General features: G+C 56.7%; 16 protein-coding genes. 9 read left to right on the plus strand and 7 right to left on the minus strand.

Features of this window, described 5'->3' with window-relative positions; all coding sequences use genetic code 11:
- Positions 1–21: 21 nt before the first annotated feature.
- The gene (locus AC2FMY_RS11820) at positions 22–1,995 is read left to right on the plus strand and encodes a DNA/RNA non-specific endonuclease (RefSeq protein WP_496807429.1); all 1,974 of its coding nucleotides are present in this window, start codon (positions 22–24) and stop codon (positions 1,993–1,995) included.
- A 23-nt stretch (positions 1,996–2,018) separates the two neighbouring features.
- On the opposite strand, the gene AC2FMY_RS11825 is transcribed toward AC2FMY_RS11820, so the two are convergent.
- Genes AC2FMY_RS11825 through dctP form a run of 3 tightly spaced genes read right to left on the minus strand, consistent with a single transcriptional unit; the run spans position 2,019 to position 5,129 of the window.
- Positions 2,019–3,422: a TRAP transporter large permease gene (locus AC2FMY_RS11825; RefSeq protein WP_496746223.1), complete on the minus strand. Its 1,404-nt coding sequence runs from the start codon at positions 3,420–3,422 to the stop codon at positions 2,019–2,021.
- 2 nt (positions 3,423–3,424) lie between these two features.
- A complete protein-coding gene (locus AC2FMY_RS11830) occupies positions 3,425–4,054 on the minus strand; it encodes a TRAP transporter small permease (RefSeq protein ID WP_496746221.1) in 630 nt (209 codons plus the stop codon).
- 58 nt (positions 4,055–4,112) lie between these two features.
- Entirely contained in the window at positions 4,113–5,129 is a 1,017-nt protein-coding gene (gene dctP / locus AC2FMY_RS11835) for a TRAP transporter substrate-binding protein DctP (protein ID WP_480749925.1), read from the minus strand.
- Positions 5,130–5,593: 464 nt separating this feature from the next.
- Here dctP and acs point away from each other — a divergent pair, with 464 nt between their 5' ends.
- The 8 genes from acs (at position 5,594) to AC2FMY_RS11875 (ending at position 14,982) form a co-directional block, all read left to right on the plus strand.
- Positions 5,594–7,558: an acetate--CoA ligase gene (acs, locus tag AC2FMY_RS11840; protein ID WP_496746236.1), complete on the plus strand. Its 1,965-nt coding sequence runs from the start codon at positions 5,594–5,596 to the stop codon at positions 7,556–7,558.
- A 7-nt stretch (positions 7,559–7,565) separates the two neighbouring features.
- Complete coding sequence (locus tag AC2FMY_RS11845) at positions 7,566–8,249, plus strand: adenylate kinase (RefSeq protein ID WP_496807430.1); 684 nt, start codon at positions 7,566–7,568, stop codon at positions 8,247–8,249.
- A 173-nt stretch (positions 8,250–8,422) separates the two neighbouring features.
- Positions 8,423–8,707 carry a DUF4212 domain-containing protein gene (locus tag AC2FMY_RS11850; protein ID WP_480749922.1) on the plus strand — a complete coding sequence of 95 codons (285 nt, stop codon included), beginning with the start codon at positions 8,423–8,425 and terminating at the stop codon, positions 8,705–8,707.
- Between the two features lie 6 nt (positions 8,708–8,713).
- Positions 8,714–10,495: a sodium:solute symporter family protein gene (locus AC2FMY_RS11855; RefSeq protein WP_480749921.1), complete on the plus strand. Its 1,782-nt coding sequence runs from the start codon at positions 8,714–8,716 to the stop codon at positions 10,493–10,495.
- Positions 10,496–10,609: 114 nt separating this feature from the next.
- Entirely contained in the window at positions 10,610–12,433 is a 1,824-nt protein-coding gene (locus tag AC2FMY_RS11860; RefSeq protein ID WP_496807431.1) for a DUF294 nucleotidyltransferase-like domain-containing protein, read from the plus strand.
- A 26-nt stretch (positions 12,434–12,459) separates the two neighbouring features.
- Positions 12,460–12,984: a hypothetical protein gene (locus AC2FMY_RS11865; protein ID WP_480749919.1), complete on the plus strand. Its 525-nt coding sequence runs from the start codon at positions 12,460–12,462 to the stop codon at positions 12,982–12,984.
- A complete protein-coding gene (locus AC2FMY_RS11870) occupies positions 12,981–14,393 on the plus strand; it encodes a 3'-5' exonuclease (protein WP_496746234.1) in 1,413 nt (470 codons plus the stop codon). Before AC2FMY_RS11865 ends, AC2FMY_RS11870 begins: the two co-directional genes overlap by 4 nt.
- Before the next feature lie 88 nt (positions 14,394–14,481).
- Entirely contained in the window at positions 14,482–14,982 is a 501-nt protein-coding gene (locus AC2FMY_RS11875) for a flavin reductase family protein (RefSeq protein ID WP_480749917.1), read from the plus strand.
- Between the two features lie 93 nt (positions 14,983–15,075).
- Here AC2FMY_RS11875 and AC2FMY_RS11880 read toward each other — a convergent pair whose 3' ends face one another.
- From AC2FMY_RS11880 to AC2FMY_RS11895, 4 genes are read right to left on the minus strand one after another with little or no spacing between them, the layout of a single operon-like run.
- Positions 15,076–15,555, minus strand: a complete 480-nt coding sequence (locus tag AC2FMY_RS11880) for a DUF6505 family protein (RefSeq protein WP_480749916.1) — start codon at positions 15,553–15,555, stop codon at positions 15,076–15,078.
- Positions 15,552–16,256 carry a biotin/lipoate--protein ligase family protein gene (locus tag AC2FMY_RS11885; protein ID WP_496746214.1) on the minus strand — a complete coding sequence of 235 codons (705 nt, stop codon included), beginning with the start codon at positions 16,254–16,256 and terminating at the stop codon, positions 15,552–15,554. Before AC2FMY_RS11885 ends, AC2FMY_RS11880 begins: the two co-directional genes overlap by 4 nt.
- A complete protein-coding gene (locus AC2FMY_RS11890; RefSeq protein ID WP_496746212.1) occupies positions 16,253–17,314 on the minus strand; it encodes an Mrp/NBP35 family ATP-binding protein in 1,062 nt (353 codons plus the stop codon). Before AC2FMY_RS11890 ends, AC2FMY_RS11885 begins: the two co-directional genes overlap by 4 nt.
- A complete protein-coding gene (locus tag AC2FMY_RS11895; protein WP_480749913.1) occupies positions 17,311–17,508 on the minus strand; it encodes a DUF6494 family protein in 198 nt (65 codons plus the stop codon). Before AC2FMY_RS11895 ends, AC2FMY_RS11890 begins: the two co-directional genes overlap by 4 nt.
- Positions 17,509–17,571 lie beyond the last annotated feature (63 nt).

Consider the following 17,571-nt stretch of genomic DNA (forward strand, 5'->3'; position numbering starts at 1 on the left):
TTTCATCCAAGGAGACTTGAAATGCCCAACCGCGCTGAAGAGGAAAGCCTGAACCGTCTGGAGGGGCTGAGGACCCGTTGGAATTTCGACAAGATCAAGCAGGCCATCAACGATGGGTCTCCGGTCTTGAAAGAGTTGGGGCTGGTTGCAGAAAGCACAGCAATAGAGATGATTGACAGCACGCCGCCGCAACTTGAGGCCGCCGGTCATTCGAACTTGATGCTCGAAGCCATTGTACGAGCGGTTGGCCGCCCCCCGCTGTTGATCAAAAACGGCGCAGTTGAGGGGAAAACCCAGCTAGGCGGCGATTTCGCCCCCGGTACGGATATCAAGATCACCAACATCGAGCCTATGATCCCTTCGATAGGTCGTATCGAGTTCCGCAATCACGACATGGCATGGGGTGGCACAGGCTGGATCATCGACGAAGAAGACAATGGCAGCCTGCTGATCGTTACCAACCGGCATGTGGCCAAGATCGTAGCCCGCCGGACTTTTCTGGGCGATGGCGTGTTCAAGTTCGGCCCTGGCAACATCCTTTATGGTGCGGCTATCGATTTTCTGGAGGAAGTCGGCGCCGGGGGGGACAATTCGAAGACCATTCCAATCCGCAAGTTTACCTATATTGCAGACGACATTTCGGCGGATGTAGCCTTGGCGCGGGTCGACAAACCCGACGCCGCAAGTGGTATTTCTCTCGCGCCTCTGCCGCGCGCGATCAAGGATGCCGAAGATGGCGAGATGATCGCCGTTATTGGCTATCCGGCCTCGGACTCGCGCAATAACGCCGCCCAGATGGAGCGGTATTTCAAAGGGCTCTACGACATCAAACGCTTTGCCCCCGGTTTTGCCAGCATGGCCGACAGCAGTTCCCGGCTTGGTCACGACGCCACAACGTTGGGTGGCAATTCGGGCAGTCCAGTCATCAGCCTCGACAGCGGCAAACTGGTGGGGTTGCACTTTGCCGGTCGGTTCGGCATCGGCAACAGTGCCGTTCGGGTCAGCACCCTGACCGCCCTTTTGGATCAGGGTGTAGCCGGACAGGTTCACAGTGTCGCGGCAATCCCTGACGAGGCACCCGCTGGTCACGATCTGAACCATTTTGCGGGGCGCGGTGGATATGACCCTGATTTCCTGCAGGTGGTTCCAGTGCCCCTACCCAAGCTCAACCCTCAAATTCCGCTTAGCACACCAAGCGATGCGACACCTGAACGCCAGCACGAACTGCGCTACCAGCATTTTGGCGTGCTTTATAGTGCTGCACTCAAGGGGCCGCTGCTGACCGCCCTGAACATCGATGGAGAACAGACCATCAGGATCAAGCGAAGGTCGACGACATGGCGCAAGGATCTGCGCATTCCAGCCAACCAGCAACTCGATGCCGAAGCCTATGGCCATGCCGATATTGACCGGGGCCACCTGATACGTCGTGCAGCAACCAATTGGGGTGATACCCGCGAAACCGCGGAACAGGCTGACGCGGACACGTTTCATTACACGGTATGCAGCCCGCAGCATCGCCTTCTTAACCGCAACTCCGAAATGTGGTTGGGACTGGAAGACTACATCCTCGATAACGTTCGCACTCACGGTTTTCGCGCGAACGTGTTCAGTGGCCCGATCATATCTGGAACCGAGCCTCTTCTGGGCAACACAGGCGCACCCGTGCCGCTGGAATTCTTCAAGGTGGTAACAATGTTGGCCGAAGCGCCCGAAGAGGGCGACATCCTGCGCCTACACGCGACGGCCTATATCCTGTCTCAGGGCCAGTTGATCCACCGGATGTTGTCCGAACGTGGACGCGTCGAAGCAGTTGAAGGGTTTGAATTCGGCGAGTTCAAAACCTTCCAGGTCCGGATCAAGGACCTGGAGCACGCTACGGGGCACGATTTCGGCCTGCTCCGCGATTTCGATCCGCTGGGCAAGGTGGGCGAGAGCGAAGCCGGAGAAAGCGTTGCAATCACCGTGTGGGATTATGAGAATATCTGCCTGTAGACAGCAGGGCTGGTCCCCTTGCCCTAACTGGCCAGAGACGGCAGATAAAGAACAATTCCCGGGAAGGCGACCAGCAAAGCGATGGTCACGGCATCCGCCACAAAGAACGGGGCCACGCCGCGGAACACATCTTGAACGCTCAGGTCGGGGCGCACGCCCGCGACTACGAAGCAGTTAAGGCCAATGGGTGGAGTGATGAGGCAAAACTCGGCCATCTTCACCACCAGAATGCCAAACCAGATCGCACACATCGGACCAGACATGCCAAACGTACTGTCCGCAGCGCTGACTGCTTCACCTCCGTTCAGCGCCATGACTGCAGGATAGACGACCGGCAGGGTCAGCAAAAGCATCCCTATGGCATCCATGAACATGCCCAGAACCGCATAAGCCAGCAGGATGCAAATCAGGATCAGCATCGGCGACATCGTCAAGCCGGTGATCCAGTCTGAAAATGCTCCCGGCAAGTCGGCAAAGCCAAGAAACCGAACATAGATCAGAACACCCCAGATGATCGAAAAGATCATCGCGGTTAGTTTGGCGGTCTCTAGCAGCGCTGATTTCAGTTCCGCCCAGCGCATCCCATGCCAGAGCGCAAAACAAAACACTATGAAAGCGCCGATTGCACCGCCTTCGGTGGGCGTACCCCAAGCCTGATCGCCAAACGGGTTGTAGACAAAACAGATGATGATGACGATCACAAGGACAATCGGCATCGCAGCAGGAAGCGAAGCAAAGCGCTCGCGCCAGGTAAAACCGGAAACTGGTGGACCTACCGACTTGAATGCCAAGGCTATGCCGACAATCAATGTGCCATAGATGACCGCCGAGAAGGCGCCGGGGATGAATCCGGCAAGTAACAGTTTCCCGACGTCCTGCTCTACAATGATGGCGTAGATCACAAGAATGGCGGAAGGCGGAATAAGAGACGCCAAAGTACCACCCGCCGCAACGACACCCGCGGCGAACCTCTTGTTATAGCCAATCTTCAGCATCTCGGGGATCGCAATACGCGCAAACACCGCCGACGTGGCCACGGATGCGCCTGACACGGCGGCAAATCCGGCTGTGGCGAACACGGTTGAAACCGCCAATCCCCCCGGAACCCAGGCAATCCAACGTTTGGCCGCTTCGAACATCGCACGGGTCAGCCCGGCATAATAGGCCAGATACCCGATCAGGATAAAGGTAGGGATCAGGCTGAGTGTGTGTGATGCCACCTTGGAATGAGGCACCTGCCCCGCGGTTTTGACTGCGACCGTAACCGCTTTACCGAACCGGTCCGGATCGTACCCGAACTTGGCCCAGAATATCCAGATTAGTCCGACAAGCCCGGCCAGCCCTGCGGCAAAGGCCACGCGCATCCCCGTGAGGACCATGACAAGAAGAAAGCCGGTGACCCAAAGACCAATTTCGATGGTGTCCATGCTTATTCCTGCCCTTCGAACTGTTCGGCCTCGGCTGCTGCCTGCGCTGCCGCGTCCTGTATGAGCGGAACTGCAACGGGTCTATCCACACCCCGCACAAATGCGCGGCCATAGCCCCAAGTCTGCAAAAGCAGTCGAAAACACAACACTGAGAACGCTAACGGGGCGAGCAGCTTGGCTGGCCAGATTGGAATGCCGATATCGATCGAGCTATCACGGCTCCACAGCGGTGCACCCCAGTCAAAGGACCGGTCGAAATGCGCCCAACTGCCCCAAACCAGCGCCATCATCAGGATCAGGATCAGAACAACCGAAACCAATTCAAACAACCACAGTGCGCGGCCATGCAGTCGCGCGATAAGGATATCCATCCGGATATGACCGCCATTTCGCTGTACGAACGAGATTCCAAGGAACGCAATTAGCGGCATTGCCTGTTCGATCCAGTCCACGTATCCGGGCAGCGGCGCATTCATCGTATTGCGTCCACCAACAGAGACGACCGCAAGAACCATCAGGCAGAACACGCCAATGCCGCTGAGCAATGCCATTAACTTTTCAAGCCGCAATAGGGCCAGATCCAAACGGCTCAGGAGGCTGTCATCCTCCAGTACCGTGGCATGTCCTGCCATCTCGTTTTCTCCTGATGGGCGATTGAAGTGACCGGGCACAAGGGCCCGGTCGATAGAATCAGCTTCCGCCGCGCTGATCGCTTAGCGTTGACTGCACCAGATCATAGAGTTCCTGCGCCGGCAGACCCTGCGCCGACATATCGGCAATCCACTGATCCCGGATCGGGTCGGCGGCCTTGGCACGGAATTCTGCAATCGTCTCGTCCGAGATCATCACCTTCTCGACGCCCTTTTCTTCCAGCACGCCATCCCATTTCTTGAGCAGCTCGCCATAGTTGGCCAGGTAGTGAGCAATCGCTTCATCAATCGAACTCTCAAGTGCTTCGCGGTGCTCTGGACTCAGCGCCTCGAAGGCTTCGATATTCACCACCACTGGGCAGTTGACGGTGCCTGGATTCAGATTGGCTGTCCACCAGTCGGCCTTGTTGATGGTGCCGAACGAAAGATGCGCGTGTTGGGCAAAGGCTACTGTATCGACAACTCCAGATTCCATTGCGTTATAAGCTTCGGTCGCTGGAACCGAGGTGGGCACGCCACCAACCGCTTCGAATGCCTGACCCAGTCCACCAGTTGCGCGAACACGCATGCCGTCGAACTCCGCGAGCTCATCACGCGGATCGCCGGTTCCAACCAGGTTGTATTGTGGCATCGGCGAGGTCATGAGAATTTGCGCGTTCCACTGCGCCATCTCGTCCTTGACGGCTTGATGCCCATAGACCGCATGGCTGACCGCTACTTCCTCCTCTAGGGTGTTCACTCCGAGGAACGGCAACTCCAACACGGTAATCGCCCGGTTCTTGTCGCGGTGATAGCCGGCACAAAACTGGGCCATTTCGAAAGCCCCGATTGAAATGCCGTCGAGGTTTTCCTTCGGTTTAGACAAGCCTCCGTAACTTACATTCATCGTGAACTCGCCGCTGGTTTTTTCGCTGACCAGTTCCGCCAGTTTTTCAACATGTTCGGTAAAAGCCCGCCGTTTGCCCCAAACCGAAACGTTCCATTCGGTCGCTGCAGCTTCGGTGACAAAAGCAAGGCTCAGGGCGGCAACGGCCGCTCCGCTCAACATCTTGTTCATAATGATCTCTCCCTTGACCGCGAACCTCATGGCAGGCCGCTTGCAAGAGAAGCTAGCGCCAACATTCACGACTGCCAACCCCTGGGCTCCTGACGGCCTGTCACCCAGAATTCACGGTTCACCAGAACCGCGAGCGCAAACGGGAACAAAATGTCGCGCGACCCGTCAAGGTAATTTTCGCGCGGAAGGCCGCCATGACGCGAGAGAGGATTGAAACCAAGCCCGTGTCATTGACTCTCTATCAATTGAAAACAAAGGATTTTATGATAACTTTCTTGCCAAAAATTTACTATTTTACCGATATGGAAAAACTTATTTACACACAAACCATTGGATTACAGCAAGTTATTTCCTTATTTTCAGATATGACTATTATCCGTCGCAGGGTAGGAACCGGATCGACAATGCTCTCCATGCGGGCGAAAACGGTCCCGGAACATTCAGTGACAGGGAGGAGCCCAAGAATGAACGCCGCTGCTCATTCAGAAGCCAAAGTTTATCCGCCATCTGCCGAAACCGTAGCACGTGCGCACGTAAACGCGGAAAAATATGCCGAATTGTATGCCGCCTCGATCGCCGATCCAGCCGCTTTCTGGGATGAACAGGGCAAGCGTGTTGACTGGATAAAGCCATACACCCAAGTAAAGGACGTTGACTACAGCTTTGGCAAGGTCTCGATCAACTGGTACGCCGATGGCACACTGAATGTGTCTGCCAACTGTCTTGACCGTCATCTGAAATCCCGCGGCGATCAGACTGCGATCATCTGGGAGCCGGACGAGCCGACCGACGACGCCCAGCACATCACCTACGCCGAATTGCACCGCCGCACCTGCCGGATGGCCAATATTCTGGAGTCTATGGGCGTGCGTAAGGGTGACCGCGTGGTGATTTATCTGCCGATGATCCCAGAAGCCGCCTATGCAATGCTTGCTTGTGCGCGGATCGGCGCCATCCACTCCATCGTTTTCGCCGGCTTTTCCCCGGATGCGTTGGCGGCCCGTGTCAACGGCTGTGACGCCAAAGTGATTATCACAGCCGACGAGGCCCCGCGCGGTGGCCGCAAGACCCCCTTGAAATCCAACGCCGACGCCGCCCTGTTACATTGCAAGGACACCGTGAAATGCCTCGTGGTCAAGCGCACCGGCGGCCAGACGACTTGGATAGAGGGTCGTGATTTTGACTATAATGAAATGGCGCTTGAAGTAGACGACTATTGTGCGCCGGCAGAGATGAGTGCAGAGGATCCGCTGTTCATCCTGTATACGTCTGGTTCAACCGGTCAGCCCAAGGGAGTGGTACACACTACCGGCGGGTACCTCGTTTATGCGTCAATGACTCATGAAATCACCTTCGATTATCATGATGGCGATGTGTACTGGTGCACTGCCGACGTAGGCTGGGTGACTGGTCACAGCTATATCGTATACGGCCCGTTGGCCAACGGCGCGACCACGCTGATTTTCGAGGGTGTGCCAACCTACCCTGATGCATCGCGCTTTTGGCAGGTTTGTGAAAAGCACAAAGTGAATCAATTCTATACCGCGCCCACCGCGATCCGTGCCCTGATGGGCCAGGGTAACGAGTTTGTCGAGAAATGCGATTTGAGTGATCTTAAAGTCTTGGGCACAGTTGGCGAGCCGATCAATCCCGAAGCCTGGAACTGGTACAACGAGGTTGTAGGAAAGGGCAAATGCCCGATCGTCGATACATGGTGGCAGACCGAGACCGGCGGTCACCTAATGACGCCACTGCCAGGCGCACATGCGATGAAACCAGGGTCGGCAATGAAGCCATTCTTCGGCATCCAGCCTGTCGTTCTCGATCCTCAATCGGGTGTGGAAATACAGGGCAACGATGTCGAGGGCGTGCTGTGCATCAAAGACAGCTGGCCTGGTCAGATGCGCACCGTCTGGGGTGATCACGAACGCTTCCAAAAGACCTATTTTGCCGACTACAAAGGTTATTACTTCACTGGCGACGGCTGTAAGCGTGACGCCGATGGCGATTACTGGATCACCGGTCGGGTCGATGACGTGATCAACGTCTCGGGCCACCGTATGGGCACCGCCGAGGTGGAAAGCGCACTAGTGGCCCATGCCGCCGTGGCCGAGGCAGCTGTGGTGGGTTATCCGCACGAGATCAAAGGGCAAGGCATCTATTGCTATGTCACCCTGATGAATGACCGCGAACCCTCCGAGGAACTGCGAAAGGAATTGCGCCAGTGGGTCCGAACCGAGATTGGACCGATTGCCAGTCCGGACGTCATTCAATGGGCCCCGGGCCTGCCCAAGACCCGTTCGGGCAAGATCATGCGCCGTATTCTTCGAAAAATCGCAGAAAACGACTTCGGATCTCTGGGCGACACTTCGACACTTGCCGATCCTTCAGTGGTCGAAGACCTGATTCAAAATAGGGCCAGTAAGTGAGGGTGTGATGGACACGGCTGTGACAACCACTCCCGCCGTTTTGATCCTTCTCGGCCCTCCGGGCGCCGGAAAGGGAACTCAGGCGCGAATACTGGAAGAAAGATTTGGTCTAGTGCAGCTTTCGACGGGCGATTTGCTGCGCGAGGCGGTTGCTTCCGGGACACGGGCAGGATTGGCAGCAAAGGCTGTCATGGAAGCAGGTGATCTGGTGAGCGACGAGATCGTCATCGCAATCCTGCGTGACCGTATGGCGAAACCTGACTGCGCCCAAGGCGTTATACTTGACGGGTTCCCACGCACTACTGTGCAGGCCGAGGCACTTGATGCTTTGCTTGCTGAGACCGGACAGGAGATTGGCGCAGCCATCAGCCTTGAGGTGGAGGACGCCGAAATGGTCAAGCGCATTTCCGGTCGCCACACCTGCGCCGGCTGTGGCGAAGGCTATCATGACAGTTTCAAGCAACCAGTCGAAAACGGCAAGTGCGATAAGTGCGGCGGCTCGGAGTTTAGCCGCCGCGCGGATGACAACGCAGAAACCGTCGCATCCCGACTATGCGCATATCATGAGCAGACCGCGCCCTTGATTGACTATTATGAACACAAGGGCCTTCTGAAGAAAATTGACGCCATGGGCGGGATAGACGAGATCGCCCAGGGCCTCGCAACCATCGTCAAGGGGGCGATGGACTAAGCGAGCAATACCGGGGACGGTTAACGCCACCCCTCCCCCTTGAATATTTAACCGGATCAACCGCCTAGGCGGACCGGTAATGGTATGTCTGATCGTCTTGATACGGCGGCAGGCACGTGGAGAGGGTTTGTCCGCTCAGCGGGCAGCCTTGGAGGAAGCAAGGAGGAACCGCCATGGCGGATCGTACTACAAACTCCGTACAGACGGCCGAAGCCGACAAGAGTTATTGGCAAGCCAATGTGCGGATCATCATCGTCAGCCTCATCATATGGGCGCTGGTATCCTTTGGGTTTGGCATTCTGCTGCGCCCGATGCTATCGGGAATCACCGTAGGTGGAACCGATCTGGGCTTCTGGTTCGCCCAGCAAGGTTCGATCCTGGTCTTTTTGGCCCTGATCTTTTTCTACGCCTGGCGGATGAACCGGCTCGACCGCGAATACGGCGTCGAAGAGGAGTAAGCCGCCATGGATCAGTTTACCATAAACTTGCTGTTTGTGGGCGCGTCCTTTGCGCTTTACATCGGCATCGCAATCTGGGCCCGCGCTGGTTCCACATCAGAATTCTATGCCGCCGGTCGCGGTGTACACCCGGTCACTAACGGTATGGCGACAGCAGCCGACTGGATGTCGGCGGCCTCGTTCATTTCAATGGCAGGCCTCATTGCCTTTACCGGATACGATAACAGCTCGTTCCTGATGGGCTGGACCGGTGGTTACGTGCTGCTGGCCTTGCTTCTTGCTCCCTATCTTCGCAAGTTCGGCAAGTTTACTGTGTCGGAATTCATCGGCGACCGTTTCTACAGCCCCACTGCGCGCATCGTGGCGGTAATCTGCTTGATCGTCGCATCGGTGACTTACGTGATCGGTCAGATGACTGGTGTCGGCGTGGCCTTTGGTCGTTTCCTTGAGGTCAGCAATACCACCGGTCTGTTGATCGGCGCCTGTGTGGTCTTTGCTTATGCCGTGTTCGGGGGCATGAAGGGTGTGACCTATACCCAGGTCGCCCAATACTGCGTTCTGATCACCGCCTACACCATTCCGGCGATCTTTATCTCGCTGCAACTGACCGGCAATCCTATCCCGGCCCTTGGCCTGTTCGGCGACACTGCGGGCGGAGAGCCGCTTCTTACCAAACTTGACGCAATCGTGAGCGAACTCGGTTTTGCCGAATATACCGCTCATCATGCCGACACCTTCAACATGGTGCTCTTCACCCTGTCTCTGATGATCGGTACTGCAGGTTTGCCACACGTCATCATGCGGTTCTTTACCGTGCCAAAAGTGGCCGACGCACGCTGGTCGGCAGGTTGGGCGCTGGTCTTTATCGCGTTGCTTTATCTGACCGCCCCGGCTGTTGGCGCCATGGCCCGTCTGAATATCACTGATATGATGTGGCCCAACGGTACCAACGGCGAAGCCGTCTCGGTCGAGCAGATCGAGAACGACGCTCGCTATGACTGGATGGCAACCTGGCAGAAAACCGGCCTACTTGGCTGGGAAGACAAGAATGGTGACGGCAGGATCCAGTATTACAACGATGCTTCCGAAGCCATGCAAGCAAAGGCAGCCGAAAAAGGCTGGGTCGGCAACGAGTTGACCAACTTCAACCGCGACATCCTGGTTCTGGCGAACCCAGAGATTGCCAACCTGCCAGGTTGGGTGATCGGTCTGGTTGCCGCTGGTGGTCTGGCCGCCGCATTGTCGACAGCCGCAGGTCTGCTGTTGGCTATCTCTTCGGCTGTCAGCCACGATTTGATCAAAGGTTCGATCAACCCGTCGATCTCGGAAAAAGGCGAACTGCTGGCTGCGCGGATTGCCATGGCCGTCGCCATCGTCGTTGCCACCTATCTGGGTCTGAACCCGCCGGGCTTTGCCGCGCAAACGGTTGCTCTGGCCTTCGGACTGGCTGCCGCCTCGATCTTCCCGGCGCTGATGATGGGGATCTTCTCGACCCGCATCAACAACACCGGCGCTGTCGCAGGCATGCTGGCAGGCCTGATCGTGACCCTGGTTTATATCTTCCTGCACAAGGGCTGGCTGTTCATTCCGGACACCAACTCTTTCACCGATGCCGACCCGCTGCTGGGTACGGTCAAGTCGACCTCGTTCGGCGCCATCGGTGCGGCTGTCAACTTTGCCGTGGCCTATGTGGTCGCCGGCATGACCAAAGATACCCCGCAGGAGATCAAAGACCTGGTCGAAAGCGTGCGCATTCCGCGTGGTGCGGGTGCTGCGCAGGATCACTGAGGTGTCGGGCCTCTGGACTGGTTCCCTCCCGTATGAGGCCTGCCCTCTTTGACCCGATGGTCCCGCCCGATTATTCCGGGCGGGACCTTTCCGTTTCATTTCAAGGTTGCCCTAATGCCATTGTCACCAGAACAGATCATCAGGTTTCTGAAATCGGTACACCCCTATGACGCGCTACCGACCGACGTGCTGGTGACAATCGCAACACGGGCAGACGCATGGGAGGTCGAAACCGATTTCGCCGTTTACGACCTTGGCGAGACGTTGCCGGGGTTGTTCATTGTCTACGAAGGTCAAATCGAAATCAGTGATGAGAATGGTGTCGTCGTCTCTCACCTCGGCATGCGTAATTCTTTCGGGGAACGCGGGCTTTTGCGCGATGGCAAGGCAGTTACCAGCGCCCGCGCGGACACACATTCCGTTCTGCTGTTGCTACCGCCGAACCTGTTTCATGATCTGATTGCCCAACACGAAGTATTTGCCAAGTTCTTCAACCGCGCGCGAAGCCCGAAACCGCAACAAGACAGTCTGGCAACAAGTTCGGTTGATACTTTGATGGCGCGAAATCCCGCCACCTGCCCACCCGAGACACCCGTTCAAGACGCAGCGCTTATAATGCGCGACAGGGGAATTTCCTCGATTTGCATTACCGAGAAAGAAACCCTGAAAGGCATAGTAACGGTACGGGACCTGTCCGGGAAGGTCGTGGCAGAAGCGCTGCCCGCCTCTACACCCATTTCTCAGGTCATGACTGCACACCCTTTGACTCTGTCACCAAGCGACATCGGCTCGGATGTGCTGCACGCAATGATGGAAAGGCATATCGGACATATTCCGATCACTGAGAGTGGTCGATTGGTGGGTATGGTCACCCAAACCGACCTAACCCGTTTCCAGGCGGTCAGTTCTGCGGAGCTGGTCAGTGCCATCTCACGGGCGACCAACGCAGAGGAAATGGCGAAAGTCACCGCCGAAATTCCGCGCCTGCTGGTACAACTTGTGGCAGGCGGCAACCGGCACGAAGTTGTCACGCGCCTGATCACGGATATCGCCGATACCGCCACGCGCCGTCTGCTAAGCCTGGCCGAGGAAAAGTTCGGCCCGCCGCCGGTGCCATATCTGTGGCTAGCGTGCGGTTCACAAGGTCGGCAAGAACAAACCGGGGTGTCAGATCAGGACAACTGCATTATGCTGGATGATGCCGCCACAGACGCAGACATGCCCTATTTCAAGGCGCTGGCGGAATTCGTGTCTGGTGGCCTTAATATCTGTGGTTATTTTTTCTGCCCCGGCGACATGATGGCAACGAACCCGCGCTGGTGTCAGCCTGTGCGCGTGTGGAAAGACTACTTCGCCGGCTGGATCGCCAAACCCAACCCCGAGGCGCAAATGCTGGCGTCTGTCATGTTCGATCTGCGCCCTATCGGCGGTACATTCGATCTGTTTTCCGACCTGCAGACTGACACCCTGAAAGCGGCCAGCCGAAATTCGATCTTCGTGGCCCATATGATCGCGAATTCACTGAAACATACACCGCCGCTGGGTCTGTTGCGCGGTTTTGCTACTATCAGGTCGGGTGAGCACCGCAACACGCTCGACCTCAAACACAATGGGGTTGTGCCCGTGGTGGACCTTGGGCGGGTCTATGCGTTGCAGGGAAAGTTGACTGAGGTGAATACTCGTGCGCGACTCAAGGCAGCCGAAGCGGCCAGCGTGCTCAGCTCGTCCGGCGCACGCGATCTTCTTGATGCCTATGACCTGATTGCGGAAACCCGGCTTGAGCACCAGGCGGCACTGGTGCGAAAAGGCGTCGAGCCCAATAACTATCTGGTTCCCGCGGACCTGTCCGATTTTGAACGAAGTCATCTGCGCGACGCCTTTGTCGTGGTAAAAACCATGCAATCAGCGGTCGGACACGGCAAGAGCATGCTGAGCTGACACAAGACGGATTGGGAGAACAAGCCATGTTTCTGGAGCTGATTGCAACGGTCTTTGCGGGCATTGCCATCGCTGGATTGGTGATGATCTTCAACCGTGCGACCGGAGGCCGTTTGCCGCGCTGGCTGGCCCCGGTGGCCGCAGGATTAGGGATGATCGGCGTAACGATCATCAGCGAATACTCTTGGTACGACCGAACCCGCGCCGCCCTTCCCGAAGAGATGATAGTCGTGCAGGAAGTCGAAAGCCGTGCGGTCTACCGCCCCTGGACATATTTGGCACCATTTGTCGTACGCTTTGCCGCAGTCGATGAAGCTTCGGTTCAAACAAATTTAAAAGTCCCTGGTCAACGCCTTGCCGATCTCTATTTCTTCGGCCGCTGGGCGCCGGTGTCCAAGCTGCCTATAGCCGTAGATTGCAACCAGTTGCGTCGGGCAGACCTTTCCGATGGTGTTGAGTTCGCCTCTGATGGAGAGGTGCTGAATGCCAACTGGATAGAGGCGGACAAAACTGATTTGGTAATTTCAGCGACGTGCGAGATACAGCAGTGATGGCCCACTTAAGCCTGCGACTTCGCGTGTTTTTATTTTTTTGCCTGCTCGCTTTGGGCGGGTTGAGCGTGACCGGCGCCGCTTTGTGGTTGGGCTATAGCCGAGCAAACGCACCGGACATGCTGGATGCGTTCGTCTTCAGTGGGTTGCTTGTCGCCTTTGGATTGCTGGGATTGATTGTCGGGGTTTGGTTGTTATTCGACGAGAATGTCGCCAAGCCGATTGAACGCTTGTCCGCGCAGATGCGGGCGCGGGCGTATGCCGGAGTGGCCACCGATCTGGATATGCATAACGCCCGCTATCTGGGTGATCTTGCCCCGGCCGCCGCCGGGCTTGCCGGCGTTCTGTCCGAGACGGCCATGAACACCGCCGAAGCCGTAGCTGCTGAAACTGCGCGATTGACCGCCGAAAAGGAACGCTTGACCGCGCTCCTCACCGAAATTCCGGTGGCCATGGTTCTGGCCAGCCCAAAACACCATATCGTGCTCTATGACGGGCAGGCTGCCGAGGTGTTGGCGCAAATCGCTCCTCCTCGCCTAAACGCATCCCTGTTTGACTACCTGCGCCGCGATGCACTGGAGGCGGCATACGCGAAACTCATCAAGACAGGTAGGGATGTATCCTGCACTCTGACCGGTACAGACGGAACGCAATCTTACGCGGTGCGAATGAAACCGCTTGGGAGTGCGCCTGGATACATGCTGATTTTTGATGAAGCCACAGCGCAAATATCGCCCGAATCCGAACGCCCGCTGGTCTATGATTTCGATCTGCTGGAATCGCATCTTGATGAGGCGTTTGAAAACCGACGTCTCGCTGATTTATGCTTTGTTGTGTTCGACACCGAAACCACCGGCCTTTTACCGCACAAAGACGAAATCGTGCAAATTGGGGCTGTCCGGATCCTGAAGGGACGGATTATCTCGGGAGAGAGTTTGGATACACTTGTGGATCCGGGAATACCAATCCCTCCTGCTTCCACCAAGGTGCACAAAGTAAGTGACGCAATGGTTCGGGGCGCGCCGGATATCGTCGAAGCTGGCCGAGCCTTCCATCACTTTGCTCGCGATGCAGTAATTGTGGCGCATAATGCACCTTTCGATATGGCCTTTCTTCGTCGGCATGCGAAACCTATGGAGGTCGTCTGGGATCATCCGATCCTGGACACAGTACTACTCTCCGCCGTTCTGTTTGGCGCCAGCGAGGTTCATACACTCGACGCTCTGTGCGACCGGCTAGACGTCGCGATTCCAGAATCTTTGCGACACACTGCGCTGGGCGACGCGCAAGCTACGGCAGAGGTGCTGGTCAGGATGCTTCCCATGCTTCAGGCCCGCGGCATGCAGACCTTTGGCGATGTGATTGCTGAGACCCGCAAACACGGTCGCCTGCTCGAAGACCTAAACTGACGTAAAGGCGCCTTGCGTGCCCTGCTTGCATGGACAAACTGCCCAAGGCATGGCAGGTGGGACCGACTCAGGAACACGAGCGCGCGCGATGACTGAAAAAACCTTTGTTCCCGGCACGGAGGCGACCCTTGCCTTTCGCGAGGCATTGGGCTGTTTTGGAACCGGCGTCACAGTCGTCACGACGGCAGCACCGACCGGTCAGGTCGCAATAACGGTCAACTCATTTTCTTCGGTTTCCCTGACACCACCACTGGTGCTTTGGTGTCTGGGCAAGGACTCCAACCGGTTCGAAGCGTTTAGTACATCAACCCGGTATGCCATTCACGTCATGGCCGAAGACCAGCAGGGTCTGGCGCTTCGTTTTGCCCGCAATGGGTTCGATTTCACTCATACCACTTGGACACCGGATACGAACGGCACCCCTTTGCTATCGGGTTGTCTTGCCCGGTTCGATTGTCGGTTGAACGCCCGGCACGAAGCAGGAGATCACTTGATCATAGTCGGAGAGGTAGAGCAGGTCATGTACCGCACCGGCAAAGGCCTGATGTTTAAACGGGGCCAGTATGGAGCTTTCAAAGACCTTCTCTGAACTCACCAACCGCCATATCGTTATTGCTCCCAAACACAAAACGAGGGAGTGAATTACCTACAGGACAAGAGAGGCCGCGTCCCCTGGAAAAACTCAGTCGTCCATTATCCCATGAACTGCAAATGCCGCCAACTCTGCCTCTTGAGGAGTAATTACGCGGTAAGTTTCATGAACTCCAGCATCTCCCAATGTGCGGGCGACCGTAAGCAAGGTGTTTGGAGAGTGGTCGTCACAAAGATCGGCCATGAACACGATTTCATCGCGCGCGACATCCAGTGCCGCTTCGACGGACGGTGCGCCATAAAAACTTACGAAGTAGTCGGCCAGTCCCTTGATCAATCGCTCAAACTCGGTCTGTTCCACTTGGGTCACTGCAACGAACGTCACGCGCCCAAACGTTTCTAACCCAAGCCAACCATTGGAAAACGCCTGCTTCGCCTTACCCTCCAAATCGGCTTGCGACCAGTTCGAAAACTCGAATCCACCGGAAATACACCATTCACCGGTGCGCGCCGGGGAATGAAAGACATTCAGGTCGCTTTCATCGAAATGGATTGCGCGCGCGAGTTTCATTCCCTCCCCTCCAACACCGTTTCCATCGGTAACAAATGAGTGTCGGCTCCTTCCCGGATCAACATACCGAACCGATCGTCCGTTCCAACAAATATCCCGTGAATCCCTGATTGAGTGACCGGTTCACCGACGCCGCGCAAAAGTCCCATCCATTCGCCGTGCAAGGGGCCGTTGCCGTCCTCTTGCCATCGATTGAGCCAGGTCAGCATGTGTCGCGACCAGCTTTCGATCAGCCCGACAGGAGATACTTCGGCGCAACCTTCATCATAAAGCGCAGTATTATCAAGCATGTCACCCGGCGCGTCAGTTTGCATCAAGGCCAAGGTCCATCCGATCACGAGCCAATCGGGTGCCTGTTCAGAGTCGGCCGTGGAGGCCGCGGCGCGAAAATACCCGCAAGTAGCTCCATTGACGCATATCAGCCCGTCCCAACTCAGGTGAACCGCCACCTCTGGTGGCGCTTGCACGCCCAGGGCATTCTGGAACCCCACAGCGCATAGAGGTAGCATCGCCATTGCGTCGCTCAGCGGAACTTCGGGCGCGAAAACAATCGCCACCCGCAGTAAGTCGGCCTGGATGTTATAGGTCACGGTGCCCGAATCACAGCCTAGTTCGGCAAGGGCCTGAGCACGAACAAAAGGATCTTCCCCACCCCGCACGGGATGACCGGCCAGCAAGGGAGGAAAGACCGGCTGATTCATGCGTGCCCTTTTGCGATCAGATCGCGGGCGATACGTCTGAATGCGTCAGCTTGTGGGCTTTCGGGCTTGCTGACCACAATGGGGGCCCCACCATCCGCCGCGATCCGGATATCGAGGTGCAAGGGGATTTCCCCCAATAGCGGCACATCCATCGCCTTGGCCTCGGTCGCAACGCCACCATGACCAAACACGTGCTCTTCATATCCACAATTGGAACAGATATGAGTCGACATGTTTTCGATCATCCCGTGGATCGGCGTCTTGAGTTGACGGAACATATCTATCCCTTTCCGGGCGTCGATCAAGGCCACGTCCTGTGGGGTGGAAACGATGATTGCCCCATCCACCTTGAACTTCTGACTGAGTGTCAGTTGCACATCGCCAGTCCCTGGCGGCAAATCGACGATCAACACATCAAGCGCGCCCCACTGCACCTGACCCATCATCTGTTGCAAGGCGCCCATCAGCATCGGACCGCGCCAGACCACGGCCTGGCCTTCATTCACCATCAATCCCATAGACATCATGGTGACACCGTGATTTCGCAGAGGCAAAATCGTCTTACCATCAGGGCTTGCCGGACGGCCTGACACGCCCAGCATCCGCGGCTGCGAAGGACCGTAAACGTCGGCATCCAACAACCCAACTCGCCGACCTTCCGCGGCCAGTGCACAGGCGAGATTGGCCGAAACCGTGGATTTGCCCACCCCCCCCTTGCCTGAAGCAACTGCAATGATGCGATCCACGCCCGGCACTGCCTGCGGCCCGGATTGGGACGGCTTCGGTTTTGGTTTCAGGTCCGGCGGCGTCTTTTCAGAATGTGCGGTCATCATGGCCGAAACCTTTTCGACGCCCGAGACCATTTTTGCCGCCTGCTCGGCCGTGGCACGGATAGGTTCCATCCGCTCGGCCTGTTTGGGATCGATTTCCAGAACGAATCGTACGGTATCGCCTTCGACATTCAGCGCGCGAACAAGCCCAGCGCTCACGATGTCCTGCCCGGAAACTGGATCAGTGATTTTCTTGAGGTTGGCCAAAACGGCATCACGAATGCTCATGCGTTGTCATCCTTAATCTGGCCCGTCACAACGTGCTCGACTTCCAGCCCTTCGATGGTCAGCACAACCTTGGCCTCAAAGCTCTTGCCCAACGGATTGCCTGCCTTGCGCAGCCCTTCTTCGATGGCCTGTTGGCTGGTCACGCCGACCTGCTTGAGGAATTTTCGCATCGACATGTTGTAGTCACAACTCATCGCATGTGTCTCCATCTCATACTGTTCATTTGACGCATTCGTCCAAATCCTTCTAGGCTTGTT

The sequence above is a fragment of the Ruegeria sp. YKSE079 genome (assembly GCF_059612845.1).

Coding starts and splice junctions, on each gene's coding strand:
- AC2FMY_RS11895 (WP_480749913.1), bottom strand. CDS start 17,508: ATGAGTTGTGACTACAACATGTCGATGCGAAAATTCCTCAAGCAGGTC.
- AC2FMY_RS11820 (WP_496807429.1), top strand. CDS start 22: ATGCCCAACCGCGCTGAAGAGGAAAGCCTGAACCGTCTGGAGGGGCTG.
- AC2FMY_RS11880 (WP_480749916.1), bottom strand. CDS start 15,555: ATGAAACTCGCGCGCGCAATCCATTTCGATGAAAGCGACCTGAATGTC.
- acs (WP_496746236.1), top strand. CDS start 5,594: ATGAACGCCGCTGCTCATTCAGAAGCCAAAGTTTATCCGCCATCTGCC.
- AC2FMY_RS11885 (WP_496746214.1), bottom strand. CDS start 16,256: ATGAATCAGCCGGTCTTTCCTCCCTTGCTGGCCGGTCATCCCGTGCGG.
- AC2FMY_RS11830 (WP_496746221.1), bottom strand. CDS start 4,054: ATGGCAGGACATGCCACGGTACTGGAGGATGACAGCCTCCTGAGCCGT.
- AC2FMY_RS11845 (WP_496807430.1), top strand. CDS start 7,566: ATGGACACGGCTGTGACAACCACTCCCGCCGTTTTGATCCTTCTCGGC.
- AC2FMY_RS11825 (WP_496746223.1), bottom strand. CDS start 3,422: ATGGACACCATCGAAATTGGTCTTTGGGTCACCGGCTTTCTTCTTGTC.
- AC2FMY_RS11875 (WP_480749917.1), top strand. CDS start 14,482: ATGACTGAAAAAACCTTTGTTCCCGGCACGGAGGCGACCCTTGCCTTT.
- AC2FMY_RS11855 (WP_480749921.1), top strand. CDS start 8,714: ATGGATCAGTTTACCATAAACTTGCTGTTTGTGGGCGCGTCCTTTGCG.
- AC2FMY_RS11860 (WP_496807431.1), top strand. CDS start 10,610: ATGCCATTGTCACCAGAACAGATCATCAGGTTTCTGAAATCGGTACAC.
- AC2FMY_RS11890 (WP_496746212.1), bottom strand. CDS start 17,314: ATGAGCATTCGTGATGCCGTTTTGGCCAACCTCAAGAAAATCACTGAT.
- AC2FMY_RS11865 (WP_480749919.1), top strand. CDS start 12,460: ATGTTTCTGGAGCTGATTGCAACGGTCTTTGCGGGCATTGCCATCGCT.
- AC2FMY_RS11850 (WP_480749922.1), top strand. CDS start 8,423: ATGGCGGATCGTACTACAAACTCCGTACAGACGGCCGAAGCCGACAAG.
- dctP (WP_480749925.1), bottom strand. CDS start 5,129: ATGAACAAGATGTTGAGCGGAGCGGCCGTTGCCGCCCTGAGCCTTGCT.